The organism is Alteromonas sp. KC3 (assembly GCF_016756315.1).
GTDB lineage: Bacteria > Pseudomonadota > Gammaproteobacteria > Enterobacterales > Alteromonadaceae > Alteromonas.
Genome location: NZ_AP024235.1, coordinates 4,350,691 through 4,373,722 on the forward strand (window position 1 = coordinate 4,350,691; position 23,032 = coordinate 4,373,722).

At 45.4% G+C, this 23,032-nt stretch carries 24 protein-coding genes; 18 read left to right on the forward strand and 6 right to left on the reverse strand.

Annotation, left to right across the window (positions count from 1 at the left end):
• Positions 1–277: 277 nt before the first annotated feature.
• Entirely contained in the window at positions 278–796 is a 519-nt protein-coding gene (locus JN178_RS19155) for an FxsA family protein (RefSeq protein ID WP_159625652.1), read from the reverse strand.
• Positions 797–1,010: 214 nt separating this feature from the next.
• On the opposite strand from JN178_RS19155, the gene cutA reads away from it, so the two are divergent.
• The 8 genes from cutA (at position 1,011) to JN178_RS19195 (ending at position 7,932) form a co-directional block, all read left to right on the forward strand.
• Complete coding sequence (gene cutA, locus JN178_RS19160) at positions 1,011–1,322, forward strand: divalent-cation tolerance protein CutA (RefSeq protein ID WP_159625650.1); 312 nt, start codon at positions 1,011–1,013, stop codon at positions 1,320–1,322.
• Between the two features lie 119 nt (positions 1,323–1,441).
• Positions 1,442–3,205 (forward strand): protein-disulfide reductase DsbD, encoded by a 1,764-nt coding sequence (locus JN178_RS19165; protein ID WP_442859713.1) that lies wholly within the window; start codon positions 1,442–1,444, stop codon positions 3,203–3,205.
• A complete protein-coding gene (locus JN178_RS19170) occupies positions 3,186–4,082 on the forward strand; it encodes a M23 family metallopeptidase (RefSeq protein WP_232369631.1) in 897 nt (298 codons plus the stop codon). Before JN178_RS19165 ends, JN178_RS19170 begins: the two co-directional genes overlap by 20 nt.
• A gap of 208 nt (positions 4,083–4,290) precedes the next feature.
• Positions 4,291–4,731 carry a type II 3-dehydroquinate dehydratase gene (gene aroQ / locus JN178_RS19175; RefSeq protein WP_202262887.1) on the forward strand — a complete coding sequence of 147 codons (441 nt, stop codon included), beginning with the start codon at positions 4,291–4,293 and terminating at the stop codon, positions 4,729–4,731.
• Between the two features lie 14 nt (positions 4,732–4,745).
• Entirely contained in the window at positions 4,746–5,204 is a 459-nt protein-coding gene (gene accB, locus JN178_RS19180; protein ID WP_202262888.1) for an acetyl-CoA carboxylase biotin carboxyl carrier protein, read from the forward strand.
• A gap of 14 nt (positions 5,205–5,218) precedes the next feature.
• Complete coding sequence (gene accC, locus JN178_RS19185) at positions 5,219–6,562, forward strand: acetyl-CoA carboxylase biotin carboxylase subunit (RefSeq protein WP_202262889.1); 1,344 nt, start codon at positions 5,219–5,221, stop codon at positions 6,560–6,562.
• A gap of 27 nt (positions 6,563–6,589) precedes the next feature.
• A complete protein-coding gene (locus tag JN178_RS19190) occupies positions 6,590–6,742 on the forward strand; it encodes a hypothetical protein (protein WP_202266153.1) in 153 nt (50 codons plus the stop codon).
• A 245-nt stretch (positions 6,743–6,987) separates the two neighbouring features.
• Positions 6,988–7,932 carry a hypothetical protein gene (locus tag JN178_RS19195; protein ID WP_232369632.1) on the forward strand — a complete coding sequence of 315 codons (945 nt, stop codon included), beginning with the start codon at positions 6,988–6,990 and terminating at the stop codon, positions 7,930–7,932.
• A 71-nt stretch (positions 7,933–8,003) separates the two neighbouring features.
• Here the strand turns inward: JN178_RS19195 and JN178_RS19200 are convergent, their stop codons facing one another.
• Positions 8,004–8,822, reverse strand: a complete 819-nt coding sequence (locus JN178_RS19200; RefSeq protein ID WP_202262890.1) for a substrate-binding periplasmic protein — start codon at positions 8,820–8,822, stop codon at positions 8,004–8,006.
• A 428-nt stretch (positions 8,823–9,250) separates the two neighbouring features.
• On the opposite strand from JN178_RS19200, the gene JN178_RS19205 reads away from it, so the two are divergent.
• Positions 9,251–9,697 carry a hypothetical protein gene (locus tag JN178_RS19205; protein WP_202262891.1) on the forward strand — a complete coding sequence of 149 codons (447 nt, stop codon included), beginning with the start codon at positions 9,251–9,253 and terminating at the stop codon, positions 9,695–9,697.
• Between the two features lie 7 nt (positions 9,698–9,704).
• On the opposite strand, the gene JN178_RS19210 is transcribed toward JN178_RS19205, so the two are convergent.
• Together JN178_RS19210 and JN178_RS19215 are read right to left on the reverse strand one after the other, a co-directional pair.
• Positions 9,705–9,968 carry a TIGR03643 family protein gene (locus JN178_RS19210; RefSeq protein ID WP_202262892.1) on the reverse strand — a complete coding sequence of 88 codons (264 nt, stop codon included), beginning with the start codon at positions 9,966–9,968 and terminating at the stop codon, positions 9,705–9,707.
• A gap of 72 nt (positions 9,969–10,040) precedes the next feature.
• Positions 10,041–12,173: an exonuclease domain-containing protein gene (locus JN178_RS19215; protein ID WP_202266143.1), complete on the reverse strand. Its 2,133-nt coding sequence runs from the start codon at positions 12,171–12,173 to the stop codon at positions 10,041–10,043.
• A 184-nt stretch (positions 12,174–12,357) separates the two neighbouring features.
• Between JN178_RS19215 and JN178_RS19220 the strand changes: the two genes are divergently transcribed.
• The 3 genes from JN178_RS19220 (at position 12,358) to JN178_RS19230 (ending at position 13,673) form a co-directional block, all read left to right on the forward strand.
• Positions 12,358–12,549 carry a CPXCG motif-containing cysteine-rich protein gene (locus JN178_RS19220; protein WP_159625620.1) on the forward strand — a complete coding sequence of 64 codons (192 nt, stop codon included), beginning with the start codon at positions 12,358–12,360 and terminating at the stop codon, positions 12,547–12,549.
• Complete coding sequence (locus JN178_RS19225) at positions 12,542–13,171, forward strand: flavin reductase family protein (protein WP_202262893.1); 630 nt, start codon at positions 12,542–12,544, stop codon at positions 13,169–13,171. The genes JN178_RS19220 and JN178_RS19225 overlap by 8 nt, the downstream gene beginning before the upstream one ends.
• 208 nt (positions 13,172–13,379) lie before the next feature.
• A complete protein-coding gene (locus JN178_RS19230; RefSeq protein WP_159625618.1) occupies positions 13,380–13,673 on the forward strand; it encodes a high-potential iron-sulfur protein in 294 nt (97 codons plus the stop codon).
• Between the two features lie 88 nt (positions 13,674–13,761).
• Here the strand turns inward: JN178_RS19230 and JN178_RS19235 are convergent, their stop codons facing one another.
• The gene (locus JN178_RS19235) at positions 13,762–15,381 is read right to left on the reverse strand and encodes an amidase (protein WP_202262894.1); all 1,620 of its coding nucleotides are present in this window, start codon (positions 15,379–15,381) and stop codon (positions 13,762–13,764) included.
• A gap of 142 nt (positions 15,382–15,523) precedes the next feature.
• Complete coding sequence (locus JN178_RS19240; protein WP_202262895.1) at positions 15,524–16,285, reverse strand: substrate-binding periplasmic protein; 762 nt, start codon at positions 16,283–16,285, stop codon at positions 15,524–15,526.
• A 211-nt stretch (positions 16,286–16,496) separates the two neighbouring features.
• On the opposite strand from JN178_RS19240, the gene prmA reads away from it, so the two are divergent.
• From prmA to purD, 6 genes are all read left to right on the forward strand, one after another.
• On the forward strand, positions 16,497–17,375 hold the full coding sequence (prmA, locus tag JN178_RS19245) for a 50S ribosomal protein L11 methyltransferase (RefSeq protein ID WP_202262896.1): 879 nt from the start codon (positions 16,497–16,499) through the stop codon (positions 17,373–17,375).
• Positions 17,376–17,661: 286 nt separating this feature from the next.
• Entirely contained in the window at positions 17,662–18,660 is a 999-nt protein-coding gene (dusB, locus tag JN178_RS19250) for a tRNA dihydrouridine synthase DusB (protein ID WP_159625640.1), read from the forward strand.
• Between the two features lie 30 nt (positions 18,661–18,690).
• Positions 18,691–18,984, forward strand: a complete 294-nt coding sequence (gene fis, locus JN178_RS19255) for a DNA-binding transcriptional regulator Fis (protein WP_012520109.1) — start codon at positions 18,691–18,693, stop codon at positions 18,982–18,984.
• 82 nt (positions 18,985–19,066) lie between these two features.
• Positions 19,067–20,665 carry a bifunctional phosphoribosylaminoimidazolecarboxamide formyltransferase/IMP cyclohydrolase gene (gene purH / locus JN178_RS19260; protein ID WP_202262897.1) on the forward strand — a complete coding sequence of 533 codons (1,599 nt, stop codon included), beginning with the start codon at positions 19,067–19,069 and terminating at the stop codon, positions 20,663–20,665.
• Positions 20,666–20,877: 212 nt separating this feature from the next.
• The gene (locus tag JN178_RS19265; protein WP_202262898.1) at positions 20,878–21,687 is read left to right on the forward strand and encodes a class I SAM-dependent methyltransferase; all 810 of its coding nucleotides are present in this window, start codon (positions 20,878–20,880) and stop codon (positions 21,685–21,687) included.
• 19 nt (positions 21,688–21,706) lie between these two features.
• The gene (gene purD, locus JN178_RS19270; protein WP_202262899.1) at positions 21,707–22,996 is read left to right on the forward strand and encodes a phosphoribosylamine--glycine ligase; all 1,290 of its coding nucleotides are present in this window, start codon (positions 21,707–21,709) and stop codon (positions 22,994–22,996) included.
• Positions 22,997–23,032: the final 36 nt, after the last annotated feature.

The window sequence follows — 23,032 nt, forward strand, 5'->3', positions numbered from 1 at the left end:
TTTCAAGTCTCCTGAAAATTCCACTATTCAAGTTTATGTGATTACCAACACTCAGACTGCCTGAATGTTGTGTGCCTGGGTTGCTCATTACTGAGCAGTTAAAATCGTTTCTGCACGGATAGATGGGGTAGTACCCAGACAACTTCAAGGGTTTTTAAGCAAAAAAATGTAAAAAATTTGGTTTTTTGGCTAAATACTTAATTTTGCTAGGCAAGTAAACGCCGTTTGTCGCGATAAACGGCGTGAAGGTCGATGGGGCGCTTTAATAATCTGACGGCTACTTAAGGCGCTTATCTGGATCGTTGGTCGTGTTATCTGAATACTCTCCTTCAAACACATCACCATTGCCATGCTGGGAATTCGGTTGATTAAACGGATTGTGTTGATTTGGGTTAAACCCTTGTCCAAACGCACCCGCTACGCCCGCGCTGCCTGCGACAACATGCATTTTCAAATGTTTGGTTACTTGCGCGGCAAGCAAGTGTCTTGAGCCTGGTAGTGCAAACATAAACCCGAAAATATCAGTGATAAACCCAGGCGTGACCAATAACACGCCCGCCACGACAAGCATTAGGCCTTCCACGAGTTCTCGCCCTGGTACTTCGTTGCGCTGCATTTTCGCTTGTGCGGTCTGAAGGGTGCTAATACCTTCACGCTTAACAAAATAAGCGCCTATAAAGGCAGTTAAAATAACTAGACCAATGGTATTCCAACCGCCAATCATGCTGCCAACATTAACAAGTAGGGCGATTTCGATAATGGGTAATACGGCAAATAGTATAAATAAAACCCGCAAAATGGTTCCTCTTTCATATTCTCATACTCTGTTATAGGGTCTTTGAACGTAATAACAAGAAAAGGTGCCATTGAATCGGTCAATCGGTCAGTGCTAGCGACCGATAACACGCTTACACCTTTATAGGTGTGAAAGAATGTGTGCGCATTAACGGTCTGCGTATACTGTGGTGACTGAGTCGATGCACAATTCATTCGACAGAAGGGCATGCACCATGACAATCAAATTAATACTTTGCACGGTACCAAATGAAGACGTTGCGAACGATATTGCGTACGCTCTGTTGCAAAACAAACTGGCTGCCTGTGTAAATATAATAAAAGGCATACGGTCAGTTTATGAGTGGCAAGGTAAGATTGAAACGGATACCGAGTGTCAGCTAATTATCAAAACGAATACCCAGAAGGTATTGCAAGCATATGAAAAGGTGAGCAAGCTACACCCATACGACGTACCAGAATGGCTTGAGCTTAATGCCGAGGCCAGTCATGCTTATGGCCACTGGCTGCAAGCTACCTTGCAATAATAACAAGTTAAAGAAGTAAGATTGATTTATACGCTATGACAACGACATTATCGAAATTTTCGGGCGAGCACAGCAGCGCACCTCGCTCACTTGTAGGACGTACATTCACGCTTGTGTGTATGCTGTTCATGCTTGCGTGTTTTGCACTACAAGCTAATGCTCAGATTGCCGGCGGGTTTGACGACCCTTTTGCAAACGAACCTCAATTTCTTGATATCGATCAGGCGTTTGTTTTCGACTTCAATCAACAAGGTAGTACTTTAACGCTTACCTTTTCTATTGCCGAAGGTTATTACCTGTATAAAAAGCAATTTAAATACGTTACAAAGCAAGCCGAGGTGGGTGAGGCGACCTATCCACAAGGCACTATGATCCAAGATGAATTTTTTGGTGAATCTGAAGTGTTTTACAACACCGTAACGATTACCCTGCCCATCGAAAGTGCCGACGATAATGGTGTGGTGAAAGTACGCTACCAGGGTTGCGCTGACGCTGGTTTATGTTACCCCCCAACGGTGAAGGTGGTTTACTTAAGTGCATTAGACAGTGCCAATGCGGCTAATGCGGTAGCTACACCCACCAATAACACCGACACGCCGGTTAGTGAGCAGTTCACTCTTGCTGAAAAGCTAATTAATAAAGACAATTTACCGCTTACTTTAGCCCTTTTCTTTGCACTAGGTATTGGCCTTGCCTTTACGCCTTGTGTTTTTCCAATGTACCCCATCGTATCGGGTATTGTTATTGGACAGGGAAAACCTAAAACGACGTCCCATGCATTTTGGCTTACGTTTGTCTATGTGCAAGGCATGGCCATCACCTACTCGCTGCTAGGTTTAGTGGTTGCGGTGGCAGGGGCACAATTTCAGGCAGCGCTTCAGCACCCTGTGGTATTAGCGGTATTCATTGTACTTTTTGTGCTATTGGCAGTGGCACTTTTTGGTGGCTTTGAAATTCAACTGCCCGCTAAGTATCAAGAAAAGCTCATGCATATGAGTAATAACCAAACACCAGGCAGCTTTGTTGGCGTGTTTGTTATGGGTGTACTGTCTGGCCTTATTGCTTCACCTTGCACGACAGCACCGCTTACCGGTATTTTGCTTTTTATTGCGCAAACTGGCGATATGACATTGGGCTTTATTTCGCTTTACCTGTTGTCGGTAGGCATGGGCGTACCACTTATTCTATTCGGTATGACTGGCGGCAAACTTCTACCCAAAGCGGGTAATTGGATGAATGTGGTTAAGGTTACGTTCGGCTTTATGATGCTGGCAGTTGCTATCGTCTTTATTGAGCGTTTGTGGAACAGTCCTTATTCCGACTTCTTGTGGGCTGCACTAGCGACTGGGTTATTTGGTTATTATTGGACGATAAATCGCGCCACGCCGAATAGTAAAATGAAATTACTGCGCGCAGTTGTTGTGGCCATGGGCGTAATGGGCAGCGTTGGGATGATTTATCAAGCAGGTGAGAACACAGGTTACTGGGGAGATAAGAAAGGGCACCCTGAGTTTGTTGTCGCCAAAAACTTAAGCGACTTACAACGCAAAATAGCTGACGCTAATGCGCAAGGCAAAACCGTGATGGTCGACTTGTATGCTGACTGGTGTGTGGCATGTAAAGAGTTCGAGAAGTACACCTTCCCAGAGGCAAACGTCGTGAACGCCCTGAGTAATACAGTATGGATGCAAATGGACTTGACTGACAATACACCAGAGCGTCAAGAAGTGTTTGATGAGTTTGAAATACTCGGGCTGCCCACAATATTGTTTTTCGATACCAGCGGCAGCGAAATTAATAAAGCGCGTGTTACTGGCTTTATGAACGCAGACGAGTTCACCTCGCATATCAATGCCACCGTTAATGGAAATGCAAACCAATAGTGAACATAGAGAAAGCCGGGGCAATATTCAGCCTCGGCTTATTGTCTCGTGTGTTGTGTTTGTTGTGTTGTTGGTATTTTCGCTCGCTTCGCTTATACCAGCCAATGCAAACAATAAAAATGAAGGGTGCTTTGACAATCGTCGATTTTGTTTTGAACTCACCCCACTTTCTCGTGATAAAACCCGATATCAAGTAACCGTAAAACGGTATGTACCGCTACCTGTTGCACTTACCCTATATTCAGATGCACTTTATTCCCATAAAGAGCGTCACGGGGTATCAGAAGCATCAACACGCAAGCCAATTGCGCACGCAAATGCATTCTTAGACTCAGATGACCCCATTGTACTTGGCGAGGTAGCCAGCACGCGCCAATTTTGGCGCACAATGCGCGTAAAATGGACCGTAGGCGACATAAACGCGACTCACGATAACAACATCAAGTATTTGCCGCCATTACAACCTGCCAAGCAGTACCGCATTGTTCAGGGCTTCAACGGCAATTTTAGCCACACAGGTCCGTCACGCTATGCTCTGGATTTTGCAGCGCCAGTGGGTACGCCCATCTTAGCAGCGCGCAGCGGTGTGGTGATCGATACCAAAGACGATGGGAAAAAAGGCGGGGCATCGAGTCGTTTTGCCAAACATGCTAATTACGTGGTTATATTGCATAGCGATGGCACTACGGGCGAATACTACCACCTGAAGTACAAGGGAGTAGCGGTCAAACAAGGTCAAGAAGTTCAGCAGGGGCAGCTAATCGGTTACACCGGTAATACGGGTTTTTCGTCATTGCCGCACTTACATTTCGGCATCTACGTAGCAAAGTTTCACGGCGGCTACCAAAGTGTGCCTTTCGAACTGTCTTCCCAATAAGCCATTAAGCACGCGAAATTCCACCTAACTTTGCGCCGAAAACACCTGATTAGACCAGTATTTTGCTGCGAAATCTTTCGCTATCTCTATAATCATCTATAAATACAATAAACGAGCAAAGAAATTGGCTTTTTTTCGTGCAACTGTCACAAAAGTTTGTTGAAATGGCAATAACAGTGACATTTTCCCGAAGATAGCAGCAAACTAGATGAATATTTTGTTATTAAATGGCCCTAACCTAAACATGTTAGGCCAACGTGAACCCGACAAGTATGGCACGCAAACCCTTCAAGACATTGTAGATGACTTGACGGCACAGGCTGCGTCAAGTGACGTAACGCTCTCGCATTTTCAATCAAATGCGGAGCATGCGCTGATTGAACGTGTACATGCTGCTATGGGTAACGTTGACGCGATTATCATCAACCCTGCGGCTTTTACGCACACCAGTGTCGCACTGCGCGATGCATTACTGAGTGTCAATATCCCGTTTATTGAAGTGCATTTGTCGAACGTTCACGCCCGTGAGCCGTTTCGTCATCATTCCTATTTTTCTGATGTTGCAGCTGGCGTCATTGTTGGCCTTGGTGCCATGGGCTATTCGCTCGCGCTAACTGCGGCAATCAATTTACCGAAATCGCAAAAATAACGCAGAGACAGAACATGGATATTAGAAAGATTAAAAAACTCATCGAGCTAGTGGAAGAATCAGGCATTGCCGAGCTTGAGATCACCGAAGGCGAAGAGTCAGTACGCATTCACCGTGGTCCTACTGGTGTTCAAGCGCCAGTAAACTACAGCTTTGCCGCACCTGCTGCACCTCAAGCTGCTCCTGTTGCCGCGCCAGTAGCTGAAGCGCCAAAAGCCGCTGAGCCTGCGCAGCCAGATGGACACGTAGTTAAGTCTCCAATGGTAGGTACTTTCTACCGTGCATCTTCACCTACAGCGAAGCCTTTCGCTGAAGTAGGTCAGCAAGTTAAAGTGGGCGATACGCTTTGTATCGTAGAAGCAATGAAGATGATGAACCAAATTGAAGCTGATAAAGCAGGTGTTGTGAAGGCTATCTTGGTAGACAACCAAGACCCTGTAGAATTCGACCAGCCAATGTTTATCATTGAATAAGCGAGTACTTCACTATGCTAGATAAAGTACTAATTGCTAACCGTGGTGAAATTGCCCTACGAATCTTGAGAGCCTGTAAGGAATTAGGCATCAAGACCGTTGCGGTGCATTCCACTGCGGACAAAAACTTAAAGCACGTGTTGCTTGCCGATGAGTCGATTTGTATCGGCAAAGCGTCAGCAACCGAAAGCTATCTTAATATACCGCGCATTATTGCCGCTGCTGAAGTAACAAACTCAATTGCTATTCACCCAGGCTACGGCTTCTTAGCAGAGAATGCCGATTTTGCCGAGGCCGTTGAAAAGAGCGGTTTTATCTTCATTGGCCCTAAAGCAGAAACTATTAACCTAATGGGTGATAAAGTTTCGGCAATTAATGCAATGAAAAAAGCAGGCGTTCCGTGTGTACCAGGGTCTGACGGCCCTCTTACTGACGACGTAGAACGCAATAAAGCCATTGCTAAGCGTATTGGCTATCCAATTATCGTTAAGGCCGCAGGTGGCGGTGGTGGTCGTGGTATGCGTGTTGTACGCAGCGAAGACGAACTCATTAAAGCTATTGAAACCACGCAAGCAGAAGCTGGTGCCGCGTTTGGTAATTCGACGGTATACATGGAAAAATTCCTTGAGAACCCTCGTCACGTGGAAATTCAGGTACTTGCTGATGGTCAAGGTAATGCTATCCACCTAGGTGAACGTGACTGTTCTATGCAACGTCGCCACCAAAAAGTCGTTGAAGAAGCACCTGCACCTGGTATTTCTGAACAAATGCGTACAAAAATTGGTGACCGCTGTCGCAAAGCCTGTATTGAAATTGGCTATCGCGGTGCAGGTACATTCGAATTCTTGTACGAAAACGGTGAGTTTTATTTCATTGAAATGAATACGCGTATTCAGGTTGAGCATCCGGTATCTGAAATGATCACTGGCGTCGACTTGATTAAAGAGCAATTGCGCATTGCGGCAGGACAACCTCTGTCAATTGATCAGTCGCAAATTCAAATTCGTGGTCACGCGATTGAATGTCGTATAAACGCAGAAGATCCTAAGACCTTCATCCCAAGCCCTGGACCTATCGACATGTTCCATGCACCGGGTGGTCTTGGTATTCGTTGGGAGTCGCACATTTACGCAGGCTACCACGTACCGCCTTATTACGACTCAATGATTGGTAAACTTATTACCTACGGTGAAAGCCGTGATGAAGCTATCGCTCGTATGCGCCATGCGCTTGAAGAGATTGTTGTTGAAGGTATTAAAACCAATATTCCACTTCAACGCGCCATTATGGCCGACGAAAACTTCTTTGCAGGTGGAACCAACATCCACTATCTAGAGAAGAAACTAGGTTTAGCCTAATCCCCCCTTTGGGCTACACGCTGTTTTTTGTGTAGCCCAATTTTCTCGCTATTCGCTATTCGCTATTCGCTATTCGCTATTCGCTATTCGCTATTCGCTATTCGCTATTCGCTATTCGCTATTCGCTATTCGCTATTCGCTATTCGCTATTCGCTATTCGCTATTCAGCAAATTCTATAAATACGATTACAACAATCAATTTTTAGCGATTTTTTTATTTAAATACCCGCCCTATACTTATTTCAAGTTTTAAGACATCTCCCTGTTTTGAAATGTGTGTTCCCGAACTGTTTAATGAACTAGTTCAACCCTCATTGGAGTCCACCTCCACTTATGGCCGGCACCCTTGCCGGCTTTTTTTACTTTAACCCCATGTACAGGCAAGATACGTATAAGAAGCATAATCGAGTAATTAAGGACTACGCGTGCGCGGTATTGCCGTTTTGTTAGCACTACTCTTCTGTACGTCATTCACACAAAAGTATGGCGTTGCATCTGAACTAACATTCTCACAAAAACTTGATGTACAAGTGCGCTTTGATAATCGCTCAAACCGACCTAGTCGCGAGCAATATCGCTTGCGCTATTATCCCGCGTTAACGCTTTCTGATGACTGGTCACTTAACAGTTTCGTGGTGACAGGTGATGACTTTTCTTCAAGTCATAACACGTTTGGCAGCAGCACGACTGACCATTTATACGCACGCCGTTTGTATCTTCGTCATAAATCCAGTTATGGCAAAACAGAAGTAGGCATAATTCCCACCTATAAAGGGCGTGTTTCGTCTACCGGGTTGTCTAAGGATGGGTGGATTACTGGCTTACGACACGTACGCAATTTAAAAAATAACAGCGCGCTTGAAGTAGTCATTGGACAGCTTGGCGATGCCCAAGCTAGCGAGGCGTTTAACGTTGGCAATGAAGAAGAATATATTGAGTTGGAGTACTCTGCACGAATGGGTGAACGCCATAGTTACGAAGTCAGTGTAGAGCGCATTATTGAAGGTAGCTTTGTTCGTGGTGAGTACAGATACCGGTTAAACGATGCCGACACCCTATTTTTCGAATTAGTGCAACGCACAGACGAAGCCGCAGCCAAAATTGTTTTGGGTGCAAGCGGCGAGTTTTCTGCCGCCATCGGCAATGCCTCCTACCCTATTGAATACTTTGCATACTATAGCTATATCGATACGGTATTTGGACCTAGGGCCGAGCTTATTGAAGATTTTCTGGGCACAGGACACGGCGGCTCGCTAGAATTTAGTGGTGTCGCGTCAAAACAGCACAAGCTCGAATGGTTTGTCAGAGTTGATGCGGTAGATAGTGTCAGCCGGCTATTAGCAGGGGTAAAAATGTCATTCAAACAATAAAATAGGTGGGCCTAGTGCATTGTTATTTTGACGAATTTTAAACGCGCAGTGAGTTTTTAAAAAATTAAAACCTAAAACGAGCTCAATATTTCGTCGTAGCGGCCTGAGGCTTTAAGTGTTCGCATTGCCTCATCAACTTTTTCAACCCACTGTGTTTGCACTGACGCTTTCGAAAACATAATGTGAGAACTCGCTTCCTGATCGTTCATTAAATAAAACACAGGAACAATTTGCCCTTCTGCATCGTGTTTAATTATTTCGCGATGTAAATCTCGTTCAGAACCCAAAAAAGCATCAACACGGTCAATCAACAATAGGTCGACCAGACGAGGAGGCGTGTCAACGACCACGAGTTTGCGGCGAAACGCTTCAGACTTTAACATTTCATCATATTCATGAGAGTAAGCCACACCCCGTTGAACGCCTAGTCGAACCGACTTTCCTTCAAGTTGAGAAAGGCCTTTATTAGGGTCGAACAATGATGCGTTCTTCTTACTCGTAAAGAGGAGATTATGACCTAAGCGAAATGCTTCAGATGAGAAATGCGCAAACTCACGCCGTTGGTCAGAATCTGATGCAGACAACGCCACATCAACCTCTCCATTTTCGAGCAAATGGACTATGCGCTTCCAAGGGTATACTTGAAAGCTTATTTGCATTCCTGCTTCGGCAAATATTGCCTTGGCCAGCGCAATATCAAGACCATCAAGATTACCCTGTTCGTCCACCGTCACAAAAACCGGACGTGGCGTGACTCCTATCACGAGGGGCTTAATCTCATTATCGGGGGCTACTGCGTCTAATGACATACTAGATGTAGAGATAACGGACGGGGAAATGACGGGTTCAGGTGACGACATTACGGGTGCAGAGGTTGTGGTAATGACCATGAAAGCCACGCACAACAAACTTGTCATACGAAAAAGCAAGCGTGTGCCCTTGCAGATACATGCCCAAGTTCTAGAGGGAAACTGATGTCTGTATGTTTCGCTCATCACCGTAAAAAACCACGTTAACGTAACTGTAATATACGCGAACGTGCTGCCTAGTCGCAACTAGACAAATGGCGAAGCTTTGGGGGTTGACGCACATGTTCATAAAAAAGGCCCATCAAATGATGGGCCAAACAGCAAGAACGCGTACACACTTTAACAGTGCATTCATTTTTACGCGACGTGAACAGCTTGAGTTCATTGCAAATTTGTTACTTATTTTTAATCTTTTGCGGTTTAAAATTTTGGCTTCATTTTTTATACTTTAGTCTAATAACTAAGCCAACGGCTTAGTTAGACGTATTGAAAGATTAAAAGGTGTGATCGTGTCCAGTCGCTATTCTCAACTAAAAGAAAAGCTTCCCATCTCCCAGTTATCAGATGAAGTATTACTTGCATTTCGACTACGCTTTGATGATCCCCTGGATATCGTTGACCTTGCACAAGATATATCGGAACTCTCCTTATTTCCGGAGCGGATGGAAGAAAGCTACCGGAAAGAGTGGGAAGCTTACGTATTAAAAGCGCTAGCAGAAGAAATAAAACAAAACAGTCATTTATCTTCGGCTGAATTTATTGAGAAAGTCATGTGCGACATTGAGCACATACAGGCAAACAACGACACTTACGCTAACTTGTTACGTCAAGTTCATCACGCCAAAAATGTTAATAAGGCAGGAAATACCTTTGTATTTCCAAGCCCACTGCGTCAGCAGATAACAACGTTTCTACTCCCAATAACAACAGTCTGTGCGTCGTCAAACGACGAGTGATCTCAGACTACTTATTCGCTCCTTTTGGTTTATATTGCGATGGACAGTAGCCTCTATCCACACCAACAGGTCGCAAGCTCGCGTGTTTCGTTTTTCGTCCACTCACTCGCTCGCGCCAATTTTTAAACGTTTTTTCTTTTAAGTGGCTACGCATTAACTTAATCACGTCTTTCTCAGGCAAGCCATAAAGCCGCTCAATAGCCTCGAACGGTGTTCTGTCTTCCCACGCCATTTCGATAATTCGGGATTGCTGCTCTTCAGTTAAGCTCATAGTAATATCTCGTTATAAACTTATGTGAGCACTAATACGCGAGTTGTCGATTTTTGTTCACTGTGTCAAATACTAGGCAACGCTTTCATCATCTTTTGCAAAGACTAGCGTCAACAATTGCGCCGCAGCCTCAGCGTCGCTTAATGCGCGGTGATGCTGCTCCATTTCAATATCAAAATGTCGTGTTAAATTAGCAAGAGAATATGACGGTAAACCGGGATAGGTTCGACGCATCTCTCTTACGGTACACATTTTGGGACGACGAAAATCGCGCTCCAAACGTGCGAATTCTTGTTTTATGAAGCCATAGTCAAAGTTAACGTTGTGCGCAACGAATACCGCATCTTGAGTAAACTGGGCAACGGCATCAGCTATCTCGGCAAAAGTAGGCGCGTCTTGAACCATATCATCTGAAATGCCTGTCAGCCGCGTAATATTGGCAGGAATTCGACGCTGTGGATTAATCAGCGTTTGATAGCGGTCAACTTCAACACCAGCAATTAGTTTCACCATGCCAATTTCAGTGATGCGATTGTAGCTGTTGTTGCCTCCGGTGGTTTCAATGTCTACCACAACGTATGGCTGCTGTGGATCTCTCACCCACTTCACAGTGGTTACAGCAACGGGAAAGCCAGCTTGCTGTAACCGTTGAATAGTAACGAGTTGATTGCGACGTAGTTGATCGCCCGGTGCTTTAATCTCTTCAAATCTCAGCGTGCCATCAAACACCATAACATCGGGAAACCCATCGCGAAGGTTTTCGAAGTCTTTGCTCATCATACGCAGCAACGCATAAATTGCGTCTAGCGCTCCATGACAAATCAGTGCGTCAATGGGCTCAAGTAAATGACTCGACCACATAAACAGACTATTCACTTTGCCATAGTGCTGTGTAGCCATTTTGTGTATGTGTGAGCGCAACTTCTCTTTTGAATTTAAGCGCGATAATAACGCTTCAATACTTGACTCGAACTTAGCATAAAAGTTGTTTTGCTTAAGTGACAATGGTCGCCTATCAAACTCTGTAACCAGCGTATCTTCTTCGTATAGTTGCTGCCAAAATAGCAGTCCAAACAAGCTGCGCCACAGCCGGTTTTCTGTCCGCCAACCGGCAATACCATGTCGCGCATAATGGGCTAGCACACCGCGCTCCACCTGCTGATTTTGACTCACATCTATTTCCAAAGAGCGGCTTGCATTGCGCAGCATGTCAGTTACCGCACTCGTGCGTTTCTTGTGGTATTTTCTTGCGTAAAAGTCTTCAGCAAAGGCTAATAAGGTATCTGATTGCGGGTTATCAATAATCTCTTCAAGGGCGGCTTTTACTTCGTCTGTCGCGCCATCTTTATAACTTTCTCTAAGCCACTTTTCTTTTGCTTTATCGCTTTGCGCACGTGCTAAGACTTCTAACGCACGACTGCGCGTTATGCCAAGCAGTTTAAGTCCGAGGGCGTATAACAATTGATCTTTATAAAAGCATGCAGACACACCATGGGTTTGCGGAAAGTCACTTCGAGATAGGGTTTCTAATTCGCTATCATTTAAGTCATTTAGCTGTCGATAGCAGTTTGCATAAAACCATGCCGCCTGCGTGTCTTCTTTTGTTTCAAAACGCGCAACGTCGCTAACAGAATCTGCGCGTGTTCGCATTACCCCCAAGTCGCGCATTGAAAACTGATTTAAACGGCTTTTGGTGTTACCAAAATACAAAAATAATAAGAAGCGCAGCGCTTCATCAAACAGGCACACCAAATAATCATCACTAGAGAAACTCGCTGGCCAGCCCTTTTGTTCAACTTCATTGCGAAGCAGTGTGACTAGTTTGGGTTTCGTCAGCGATGCAAGACCACTCACACTGGTGTACTCGCCAAGTAACCCCAGCAGTGCCTCTTTGGTTAAAACACCGGCAATATCGCTTATTGACGCGCTTGAAAGATCGCCAAACCAGCCATTGTCTGTCAACCAGTCTATCTGCTGTTGAGGGGCGGTAATTTCTGCATAATTAAACTGCCTGCGATCAATAACGGCATACTTTCTATTTGCCGCGCGAACCACAACGCACTGTTTATCTTCATCAAGGGCTTTGAAATTGGCAATAAAACGCGCCGCTTCATCAGTTAACAGCGTCGCGCTTGCCCCCTCAAAGAAGTGCAAGAATTCATAAAAATGCGTTAAATAATAACGCGGAGGCAAGTCTTTTCGCATAGTAATTACTGTCATGCTGAACACGCAAATAGTGTATATTTATACAGATAAATTAACAACTCTCGTGCGCTTCAGCTTGCGTTTACGTGTGCCAATTGCCTACAGCGAAAACCTTTTGAAAGATGATCACCCGTCGCCTTCACCACGTACCAGATATTACTAGAATAAAACGGTGAAAAATTTTATGAGCTTAACCCGCGCGATGGGCTTTTCTTGCCCTTATTGTATGGCCCCAAACGACGTTGAAATTGATGAAATAAATGATGTTGGACAAGTGCAAGTACTTGACTGTCAGGTATGTTGCCAGCCGATTGAACTTAACGTTTACCAGCATGGCGATGAACTTCAACTAGAGGCTACGCGAGAAAATGACTAGCCCCGTGTTTAAAACCGACATCGACAGCATGGAACAGCGCTATCGCGCTAACCTTATAAACAGCTTGTCCGGCTTTAAGCCTGCGGTGCTGTTAGGCACCTCCGATGGTACTACGCACAATGTCGCAATTATCAGTTCGGTGGTGCACATCGGTGCTAACCCGCCGCTACTTGGCATGATCATGCGTCCGCACACGGTACAACGAGACTCATTGGGTAATATTAAAAAAAGTGGCTTTTATACGCTAAACCACGTCAGTACCGACTGGATTGATAAAGCACACCAAACCTCTGCACGCTATGCACCGGATGAAAGTGAATTTGACGCCGTGGGCCTAACACCTTTTTTTAGTGAGACCTTTTCGGCACCTTTTGTAAAAGAAAGTGAAGTGAAAATCGGGCTTCAAGTGGCACAACATTTCACGCTCATCAACGATACAGAGATGATCATAGGCGAAATTCAAGAGCTACATATCAGCAAAGACTATATTGCAAGTGATGGGTTTGTTGATATTGAAGGGCTGAAAAGCGCCTGTATATCAGGTCTAGATAGTTATCACTCAACAAGCCGTTTGGCTCAGTTCGCCTACGCCAAGCCCGGTATAGCGCTAAAAACGAAGTGAACTTTGTCTTCTACGCTGTATCTAACAAATAGGCGTGTGACATTTATTTAATGTAGATCAATAGAAAGTGTACGTTTTTATTCGATCTTTTTTGAAAAAGAGATAGTATCTAGTTATGTAAAAAAACCTGCCGCTTTGGCAGGTTTTTGCGTTTAAGGCGCTGAATAAAAAAGAATCATTATCGTTTCTATCTCTTAAGGAGAGTGTTATGAAATCTGTAAATCGCCGCGACTTTCTTAAGCTGTCAGGCTCTACAGTAATTGGTCTTACATTAGGTGGCGTTGCGCTTCGCGCGCAAGCACAAGAGCAATTAAGTGCAGATGATGCAACTGCAAAAGCATTAAACTACACCCCATCATCAACCGTTGATGGCGCTAAATGTGCTAACTGCATGTATGTACAAGGTAGTGATGGTGAGCAATACCGTCCTTGTAACATCTTCCCGAACAAGCTGGTAAATGCAGACGGTTGGTGTAGTGCATGGGTGAAAAAGCCAGGCTAACAGCCAGTTATACTGCCGCTTTTTGTTATTCACATTTGAAAGCCCCGACGACACATCGGGGCTTTTTTATGTGTCAGTTAACCTCACGCTATGGCTGATAAGGCTTTGTTACTGCTTTAAGTGCAGGGTTATCAAATCGAGTAGGCAGCAAGCTTGGCGTGATGTAAAAACCGTGTTTTGCTTCAAATACACTGCCAATACTTAGCACTTTTTCATCTTGCCACTTCGCCCCAATAAAGCTTATTCCCACGGGTAAATCTTTTACTGCACCTGCAGGAATTGTTAGGTGCGGATACCCAGCAACTGCGGCTAAGTAGCCAATACCGATAAACCCTGCAGGTGAGTGATCGCCATAAACGCCATCAATGAGAAACGAGGGGCTATTTGAAGGTGCTACAAGCACATCAACCTTGTGCTTTGCCATCAACGCATCAATACCACTCTTACCTGCTGTATCTTGAATAAGCGACACGGCATTCTTATAGTTTTCACTTTCCAGTGAATCAGATGCCAACGACTTCTCGAAAATACTCTGATCGAACAATGCTAGTTCGCGCTCACTTTGGTTATTAAATGCTATCAGGCCTTCGAGGTCTCGAGCGGGTAACTGTGCCGGCGAAGAGGCCAGGTATTCATTAATAGAAGCATGGAATTCACTCAGCAATACGTTGTACGAGTCTCGCCAGAAGCTGTCTGGCTGATTGAAATCGCTAATTTCAACTAGCGTAGCGCCAGATGCTTTAAGTTGTTCAAGTGCTTGCTCGTAAATGGCAAGTACGTGAGGGTTATCACCTTGACGATAACGCACAACGCCTACAGAGATACCTTTTAAGTCTGTTGCTATTAAAGAGGACGTAGGTAATGCTGGAATATGCGTATCTGCATCAGCAGTTGCTTTATCTTGAGCATCGCTACCTGCCATCACTGACGTCATCAACCAAGCATCTTGCACCGTAGCGGTCATTGGGCCCGCGGTATCTTGGCTAAATGAGATGGGTACAATGTGGGTACGTGACAATAAGCCCACCGTTGGTTTAAAGCCCACAATTCCGTTAATTGAAGATGGGCAGATTACCGAGCCATTCGTCTCAGTGCCTACTGCGAGAGAGGCTAAACGCAGTGCCATGGCCGCTCCCGAGCCAGAAGAAGAACCACACGCGCTGCGTGATAATATGTGTGGATTGCGGGTAAGGCCGCCTACGCCACTCCATCCGCTGATTGATGATTCAGAACGAAAATTCGCCCACTCTGATAAATTGGTTTTACCTAAAACAATGGCATCTGCGGCTTTTAGCTTCGATACAATCGGCGCGTCACGTCCGGTGTCATTATTCAACAACGCCAGTGAACCTGCGGTAGTCGGCAATTCAGTCGACTCAATATTGTCTTTAAGCAATATCGGAAGGCCTGCTAATACGCCCACCTGCTCACCATTTGCAATGCGCTTATCTAGCGCTTTTGCTTGTGCAAGCGCATTTGGGTTTAGGGAAAGTACGCTGTTTACTTTAGTATCGCGTGCTTCTATACGAGCCAAATAACCTGCAACTAAATCGGCAGAGGTTATGTCTCCCGCTTTTATTGCTTGTACCTGGACATGAGCTGGTTTGTCTAACCATGTGTCTATCTGTTTTTTAGTATTGGCTTTTGTTGCACAAGCACTGCACAGCAGAAGTACTGCAGTTAGTAGTACATACCCTTTTTTGATCATCGTTATTTCCTTGTTTCAGCAAACATGCCCAGAGTTGAGCCAGTCGTACTTTTTATACGCTGTCGCAGAAATAGTTCACTGTCTACAGAAATAAGACTATTTTTTGAACGCCGATGTCAATCCACAAATACAGTTGTTTAGCTTATGGGTGAACGTCAGGGAGAGATAGCTTGTTGAATAGGTTTTCAAGGCCGTACTTGTCGAGTAAGGCTTGATATCGTCCGTCTTCGATGAATAGGCGTAAGGTAGTATTAAATGCTTCACGCAACGTTGGGTCTGGAATAGCTGCGCGGTATGGCGTAATTGGGAATAGCTCGTGAAAGACAGTTTCATCGTTGGCATACATGTCGTTACGCGCTTTTAAAAAATTGAAGATATTACGGTCCAACACAATGGCATCAACGCTTCCAAGCATCAACATGTTCACTTGCCTATCTTGTCGTGCCATCTCTATATAGGTTGGTAAAGAAGATAACGCACCACCAAACTCCTCGCCTAACACCGCACTTGCCGTTTGAAAGGCAATAACACTTTTATCAGTAAGATCTTGAATTGAGGTGATAACTAAATTGCGGTCAGCGCGTGTCACTGCAACATTTTGATAAACGATATAAAAGTCGGTTAGTAGCGTAGGGTCGACCTTGTGTGAATCATTGATGGTAAGCGCCACATCTACCGCATCGTCTTTTAACAAGCGCGCAGTTCTGCCAAAAGGAACATAAATTGGCGAAATATCATGACCCATTTCAGCAAAAATGGCCCGTACCAAGTCAATTTCGAAACCGGAATGATCGGCGGACACCACGTATGGTGGCTTGTCCCATCCAACCACGACATCGAGTTCTTTGGCACAGCTTGTATGAATGCAAATAAGAAGGCTGGCAAAAAGAGAAAATAGGCGCATAAAAAAGGTAGATACTCAGAAGTAACATCAACGGCTAATTGTATAAGTTTACTTCAACATTTTACTAGTCGACAAAAGAATACATTTTTCATGCACTGTATGTTTTGTCATTAAGAACCTATCATTAAAAACAGTAAATACCTTCGCTGTCATTTTGTTTGTTCGCCGTGGGATGTACAATATGCGTCAAACACTTTAGCAAATAAACACTATGGCTTGGCTACAATTACGAATTAATACTACGTCTGAGACTGCAGAAGCAATTGGCGATATGTTAACGGCTAACGGATCGCAGGCGGTGACCTACGTTGACGCAAAAGATACTCCAATGTATGAGCCAAAGCCTGGTGAAGTCATGTTATGGCCAGACACGCAAGTAGTTGGCCTATTTGAAGCTGACGCTGACATGAAAAGCATTTTGGCACGCTTGGGTAAGGCCAAGGTACTAGGTAAAGATTTTAAGTACAAATTAGAGCCACTGGAAGATAAAGACTGGGAACGTGAATGGATGGACAACTTTCATCCCATGCAGTTTGGCGAGCGTCTTTGGATTTGTCCGAGCTGGCGCGATGTACCAGACCCTACTGCGGTAAACGTCATGTTAGACCCGGGGCTTGCCTTTGGTACTGGCACACATCCAACCACCGCATTGTGCCTTCGCTGGTTAGATGGTATCGATATGACAGGCAAAACCGTTGTGGATTTTGGCTGCGGTTCGGGCATTTTGGCACTTGCAGCACTCAAGTTGGGTGCTAAGCGCGTTATTGGGATTGATATAGACCCACAAGCACTGCAAGCCACCGAAGAAAACGCCAGACGAAACGGTGTAGAAGACCGTTTAGATGTGTACCTACCTGAAAACCAACCTACACTTGAAGCCGATGTTGTCATGGCAAACATACTGTCAGGACCGCTTTTAGAGCTCCAAGATATCATTACCGGCTACTGCAAATCAGACGGCCTTTTAGTGTTGTCTGGTATTTTAGCTGAGCAAGTCAACAACATTGAGAAAGCATACTCACGAGATATTCGCCTTGAGCCAAGCGCAATTGATGGTGAATGGGCACGAGTGTCGGGTTCAAAAATTTAAAATAAAAGCCAATAGCGCTTCGAAATTTGTTAATTTTTTTCACATTACAGCCCTTTTAAACAAAGGGCTGTAAGACTTTAGAAGAAAATTTAGCCAACAAATGTGCGTTAGCCCTTTAATGTGACAGTTTTTTTTCACTGTCAAGAGCACTAAGTAAAATTTTGTGCGATTTTTAGCCTTTTCAAGCCTTGTGAAAACGCGTACACTTAGCGCCCCGTTTTAGCCGGGTGTATATTTTCTGTGCAGTTTTAGTTGGCGAGCTATACGACAATCTATGCGACAAGCAATACGTATTGGACCTTACGAGTTAGATAACAATTTAATGTTGGCACCTATGGCAGGTGTGACCGATCGTCCATTTCGTCAATTGTGTAAGCGCTTAGGTGCAGGACTTGTGGTATCGGAAATGCTTTCGAGCAATCCAAAGGTGTGGAACACCGCTAAATCACAAGCGCGTATGAATCACGAGGGCGAAGAAGGTATTCGCTCTGTACAGATAGCTGGGGCCGATCCTGAGCTTATGGCGCAAGCAGCGCAATTTAATGTTGAGAATGGTGCACAAATCATCGATATCAACATGGGTTGTCCTGCTAAAAAGGTGAATAAGAAGCTAGCAGGTTCTGCACTGCTTCAATACCCAGATACAGTGGAAGCAATCATTAAAGCGGTAGTAAACGCGGTTGATGTACCTGTAACACTGAAAATTCGTACCGGCTGGAACCCAGAAAACCGCAATGGGGTTGATATTGCCCGCATTGCAGAGCAAAACGGCATACAGTCGCTAGCTGTTCATGGTAGAACGCGAGCTTGTATGTACAAAGGGGAAGCGGAATACGACACCATTCGCCAAATTAAGGCAGCAATTTCAATTCCGGTTATTGCTAATGGTGACATTACTTCTCCAGAAAAAGCACAAGAGGTGCTTAATTACACCGGGGCAGATGGTGTGATGATAGGCCGCGGCGCGCAAGGTAAACCTTGGATTTTTAATCAAATTCAACATTATCTTGAAACGGGCGAGAACCTAGCGCCACCGCCGTTGTCACAACAGTATGAAATTTTGCACGAGCATGTAACGAATGTGCAGGACTTCTACGGTGACATCTCTGGTGTGAGAATAGCCCGTAAGCACGTGGGCTGGTATCTCTCGGAGCATGATACGGATCGTCAGTTTCGTAAAACGTTTAACGCTATCGATGATGCAAGTGAGCAACTCGAAGCACTTAATGCATATTTTCAAGCGCTGCAGACACGAGAAACCCGACAGATTTCTCCCGCAGCATAGTGATGACTAACTTAAGAGCAACACAGTATTATGTTCGATCAAAACGTGACTTCACCTTTTACTACTACAGTAACTACGCCTTCACAAACGCAAGCTCAAAAGCCACTGCGTGACTCTGTAAAGCAAGCGGTTAACAAGTACCTTAAGCAATTGGACAACGCCAACATCGACAACCTGTACGAAATGGTACTGGCCGAAGTTGAAGCACCGCTGCTAGAAGAAGTCATGACTTACACACGCGGCAACCAAACCCGCGCTGCCATCATGATGGGCATCAACCGTGGCACACTTCGCAAGAAGCTTAAGCAATACGGCATGAACTAAGATTCCAAGGGCTTTGCCCACCAAAGAGCACCAATCGGTGCTCTTTTTGTTTCAACACTACAACTTTAGAAACTTATAATTTATGCAAACTCCAAAACCTATTAAACGTGCTCTCCTTAGTGTCTCTGACAAAACTGGTATCCTCGAATTCGCTCAAGCGCTGCATAACGCTGGAGTTGAACTTCTGTCGACGGGTGGTACTGCAAAACTGCTAGCTGATGCAGGCCTTCCGGTAAAAGAGGTGTCTGATCACACAGGTCACCCTGAAATTATGGCGGGTCGTGTTAAAACCCTTCACCCAAAAATTCACGGCGGTATTCTTGCTCGTCGCGGTGTGGACGAAGCGGTAATGGAAGAAAATGACATTGCGCCAATTGATTTGGTTGTGGTTAACCTCTATCCATTTGCTGCAACCGTTGCCAACGAAGACTGCACACTTGAAGACGCCATTGAAAACATTGATATCGGCGGTCCAACGATGGTACGCGCTGCCGCGAAGAACCATAAAGACGTTACTATTGTGGTTAACGCCTCTGACTATTCTCGCGTACTAGCTGAAATGAACGATAACAACGGGTCGCTTACGTATAACACGCGTTTTGACCTTGCCATTAAAGCGTTTGAACATACGGCTGAATACGATGGCATGATTGCGAACTACTTTGGTGCGCGTTTAGACAGCACAGGTTGTGAAGCAGATTGCGACCACCAGCACAGTGAGTTCCCACGCACGTACAACATGCAGCTAACTAAGAAGCAAGACCTTCGCTATGGCGAAAATAGCCACCAAGAAGCGGCCTTCTACGTTGAAAACAATATCCAAGAAGCGTCTGTGGCTACCGCTACCCAGCTACAAGGTAAAGAACTGTCATTCAACAATATCGCCGATACCGATGCCGCCCTTGAATGCGTAAAAGAGTTCGACCAACCTGCATGCGTTATTGTGAAGCACGCGAACCCTTGTGGTGTGGCTATTGGCGAAGACATTCTAAGTGCCTACGACCGCGCGTTTAAAACTGACCCAACCTCTGCATTTGGCGGCATTATCGCGTTTAACCGCGAGCTTGATGCGAAAACAGCACAAGCGATTGTTGACCGTCAATTCGTTGAAGTCATTATTGCACCAACGGTAAGCGATGAAGCGAAAGACGTAGTAAGTGCAAAGAAAAACGTACGTCTTCTAGCATGTGGCGATTGGGCTGGTCAGCTAACTGAAGGCTATGACTTTAAGCGCGTAAACGGTGGCTTGCTAATACAAGAGCGCGACTTCGGTATGGTTGAAATGGAAGACCTAGAAGTGGTGACTAAGCGTAAGCCAAGCGAAGATGAACTACGCGACCTTATGTTCTGCTGGAAGGTAGCAAAATACGTGAAGTCTAACGCGATTGTTTACTGCAAAGACGGCATGACGGTAGGTGTTGGAGCTGGCCAAATGAGCCGTGTATATTCTGCCAAAATTGCAGGCATCAAAGCGGCTGATGAGAATCTAGAAGTCGCAGGCTCTGTCATGGCGTCTGATGCTTTCTTCCCATTCCGTGACGGCATTGACGCTGCAGCAGAGGCGGGTATCAAAGCGGTCATTCAGCCTGGCGGTTCTATGCGTGATCAAGAAGTGATTGATGCAGCTGACGAACACGGTATTGCTATGGTGTTCACGGGAATGCGTCACTTCCGTCACTAAAACCTTTCGTCACTCAATGATGAAAACACTCGAGGTAGAGGGATAAATACGCCCTCTACCTCGGGCTACCTTAAGCGACAAAGCTACGAATTATTCTGTTGGGATGTCGAATGACTGTCATGGTTAACTGGTAGGCTTGATCTGTCATACAGTACATTGTAGTAATACTGTTATCACAATTGACAATACCCTCGACAGAAAAGGAAATAATAATGAAGAAGTTAGCCCAATTAGTGTTAGCCGCAACGCTTGGTATGTCTGCTGGTTATGCCTCAGCAGACGCCATTTCAGACGCAGCGATGAGCGATGTACGTACTGCCAAAGCAAAAGCGCGTGACGAGTACCGCAACCCGCAGCAAACACTGCGTTTCTTCGGCTTACAGCCTGACATGACTGTGGTAGAGATTTCACCCGGTGGTGGCTGGTATGCTGATATCATTACTAAGGTAGTGAAGGATAACGGCAAATATGTGGCGGCTCACTTCTTCGTTGATGAATCAACTGGCGACTATTTCAAAAATGCGGTAATGAAGTTTGAGTCGCAAATGAAACCCGGTATGAAGTATGAAGGTGCAGAACTAACCGCGTTCGATCCAATTAAAGCACTGGATATTACCGAAGCCGGCAGCGCTGATATGGTGCTTACTTTCCGCAACGTGCATAACTGGTACATGCGTCATGGCGATGAAGGCATCGACAATGCATTTGGTGCTTTCTTTAAAGCGCTAAAGCCAGGCGGTGTGTTAGGTGTAGTTGAGCATGAACTACCGGAAAGCGCCGATGACGAAGCGATGAAAAAGAGCGGCTATATGAAGCGTTCTTACGTGATTGCAGCAGCAGAAAAAGCGGGCTTTAAGCTGGCAGAAAGCAGCGACGTAAATGCAAACCCGATGGATAATGCCAATCACCCTAAAGGTGTGTGGACATTGCCGCCGCGTTTAGCACTAGACGACCAAGATCGTGAAAAGTATCTTGCCATTGGCGAGAGCAATAGAATGACACTTAAATTTGTAAAACCATAAACATATAACGGAACAGTTAATGAACGTACTTGTAATTGGCGGTGGTGGCCGCGAGCATGCGCTAGCTTATAAAGCAGCGCAGTCTTCTGATGTTTCAACTGTCTTTGTTGCACCGGGTAATGCTGGTACTGCAACAGAGCCAAAGCTAGAGAATGTGGCGATTGATGTTAATGACATTGCTGGCCTTGTGTCTTTTGCAAAAGGTAATGACGTTGAACTGACTATTGTTGGTCCAGAAGCACCGCTGGTTGCAGGTGTTGTTGACGCGTTCACGAATGAAGGACTAATGATTTTTGGTCCTACACAAGCGGCAGCACAGCTTGAAGGCTCAAAAGCGTTCACAAAAGACTTCTTGGCTCGCCACAACATTCCAACGGCAGAGTATCAAAACTTTACTGAAATTGACCCAGCTATTGCCTACGTGCGAGAAAAAGGCGCGCCTATCGTAGTCAAGGCAGACGGTCTGGCGGCGGGTAAAGGTGTTATTGTTGCAATGACACTTCAAGAAGCCGAAGACGCTATTCGCGACATGCTAGCAGGTAATGCGTTTGGCGAAGCTGGTAGTCGCGTTGTTATTGAAGAATTCTTAGACGGTGAAGAAGCCTCTTTCATCGTAATGGTAGACGGTAAAAACGTACTGCCTTTTGCCACCAGCCAAGATCACAAACGTGCAGCAGACGGCGATAAGGGCCCCAATACGGGCGGTATGGGCGCATACTCTCCGGCTCCGGTAGTCACACCAGAGATTCACAACCGTATTATGGATGAAGTGATCATGCCAACGGTTAACGGCATGGCGTCTGAAGGTAACGATTACGTAGGTTTCTTATACGCAGGCTTGATGATTATGGCAGATGGCACGCCAAAAGTTATTGAGTATAACTGTCGTTTTGGCGACCCTGAAACACAACCTATCATGTTGCGTCTTCAGTCTGATTTGGTCCCACTTTGCCAAGCGGCGTGTAAAGGTGAACTAGCGGGCAAAACTATTGCATTTGACGACCGTGCAGCCGTTGGCGTTGTGCTTGCCGCTGGAGGATATCCGGGCAGCTATGATAAAGGCGACGAAATTACTGGCTTTGACGCCGCTGCGAAGCTAGACGGTAAAGTATTCCATGCAGGTACTGCACTTCAAGACGGCAAGGTAGTCACAGCTGGCGGCCGTGTTTTATGTGCAACCGCGTTGGGCAATAACGTTACCGAGGCCCAGCAAAAAGCCTACGAGCTACTGAAAACCATTCATTTTAAAGACGTGTATTACCGCAATGACATTGCTTATCGCGCCATTGCACGTGAAGCTGAGGCCTGAAACAAAGTAGCGTAACGTAACGTTTTATAAACGCAC

Coding starts and splice junctions, on each gene's coding strand:
- JN178_RS19235 (WP_202262894.1), bottom strand. CDS start 15,381: ATGATCAAAAAAGGGTATGTACTACTAACTGCAGTACTTCTGCTGTGC.
- accC (WP_202262889.1), top strand. CDS start 5,219: ATGCTAGATAAAGTACTAATTGCTAACCGTGGTGAAATTGCCCTACGA.
- JN178_RS19170 (WP_232369631.1), top strand. CDS start 3,186: ATGGAAATGCAAACCAATAGTGAACATAGAGAAAGCCGGGGCAATATT.
- purD (WP_202262899.1), top strand. CDS start 21,707: ATGAACGTACTTGTAATTGGCGGTGGTGGCCGCGAGCATGCGCTAGCT.
- JN178_RS19225 (WP_202262893.1), top strand. CDS start 12,542: ATGACTAGCCCCGTGTTTAAAACCGACATCGACAGCATGGAACAGCGC.
- JN178_RS19230 (WP_159625618.1), top strand. CDS start 13,380: ATGAAATCTGTAAATCGCCGCGACTTTCTTAAGCTGTCAGGCTCTACA.
- accB (WP_202262888.1), top strand. CDS start 4,746: ATGGATATTAGAAAGATTAAAAAACTCATCGAGCTAGTGGAAGAATCA.
- JN178_RS19165 (WP_442859713.1), top strand. CDS start 1,442: ATGCTGTTCATGCTTGCGTGTTTTGCACTACAAGCTAATGCTCAGATT.
- JN178_RS19210 (WP_202262892.1), bottom strand. CDS start 9,968: ATGAGCTTAACTGAAGAGCAGCAATCCCGAATTATCGAAATGGCGTGG.
- JN178_RS19265 (WP_202262898.1), top strand. CDS start 20,878: ATGAAGAAGTTAGCCCAATTAGTGTTAGCCGCAACGCTTGGTATGTCT.
- fis (WP_012520109.1), top strand. CDS start 18,691: ATGTTCGATCAAAACGTGACTTCACCTTTTACTACTACAGTAACTACG.
- JN178_RS19220 (WP_159625620.1), top strand. CDS start 12,358: ATGAGCTTAACCCGCGCGATGGGCTTTTCTTGCCCTTATTGTATGGCC.
- aroQ (WP_202262887.1), top strand. CDS start 4,291: ATGAATATTTTGTTATTAAATGGCCCTAACCTAAACATGTTAGGCCAA.
- JN178_RS19240 (WP_202262895.1), bottom strand. CDS start 16,285: ATGCGCCTATTTTCTCTTTTTGCCAGCCTTCTTATTTGCATTCATACA.
- cutA (WP_159625650.1), top strand. CDS start 1,011: ATGACAATCAAATTAATACTTTGCACGGTACCAAATGAAGACGTTGCG.
- prmA (WP_202262896.1), top strand. CDS start 16,497: ATGGCTTGGCTACAATTACGAATTAATACTACGTCTGAGACTGCAGAA.
- JN178_RS19215 (WP_202266143.1), bottom strand. CDS start 12,173: ATGCGAAAAGACTTGCCTCCGCGTTATTATTTAACGCATTTTTATGAA.
- JN178_RS19200 (WP_202262890.1), bottom strand. CDS start 8,822: ATGGTCATTACCACAACCTCTGCACCCGTAATGTCGTCACCTGAACCC.
- purH (WP_202262897.1), top strand. CDS start 19,067: ATGCAAACTCCAAAACCTATTAAACGTGCTCTCCTTAGTGTCTCTGAC.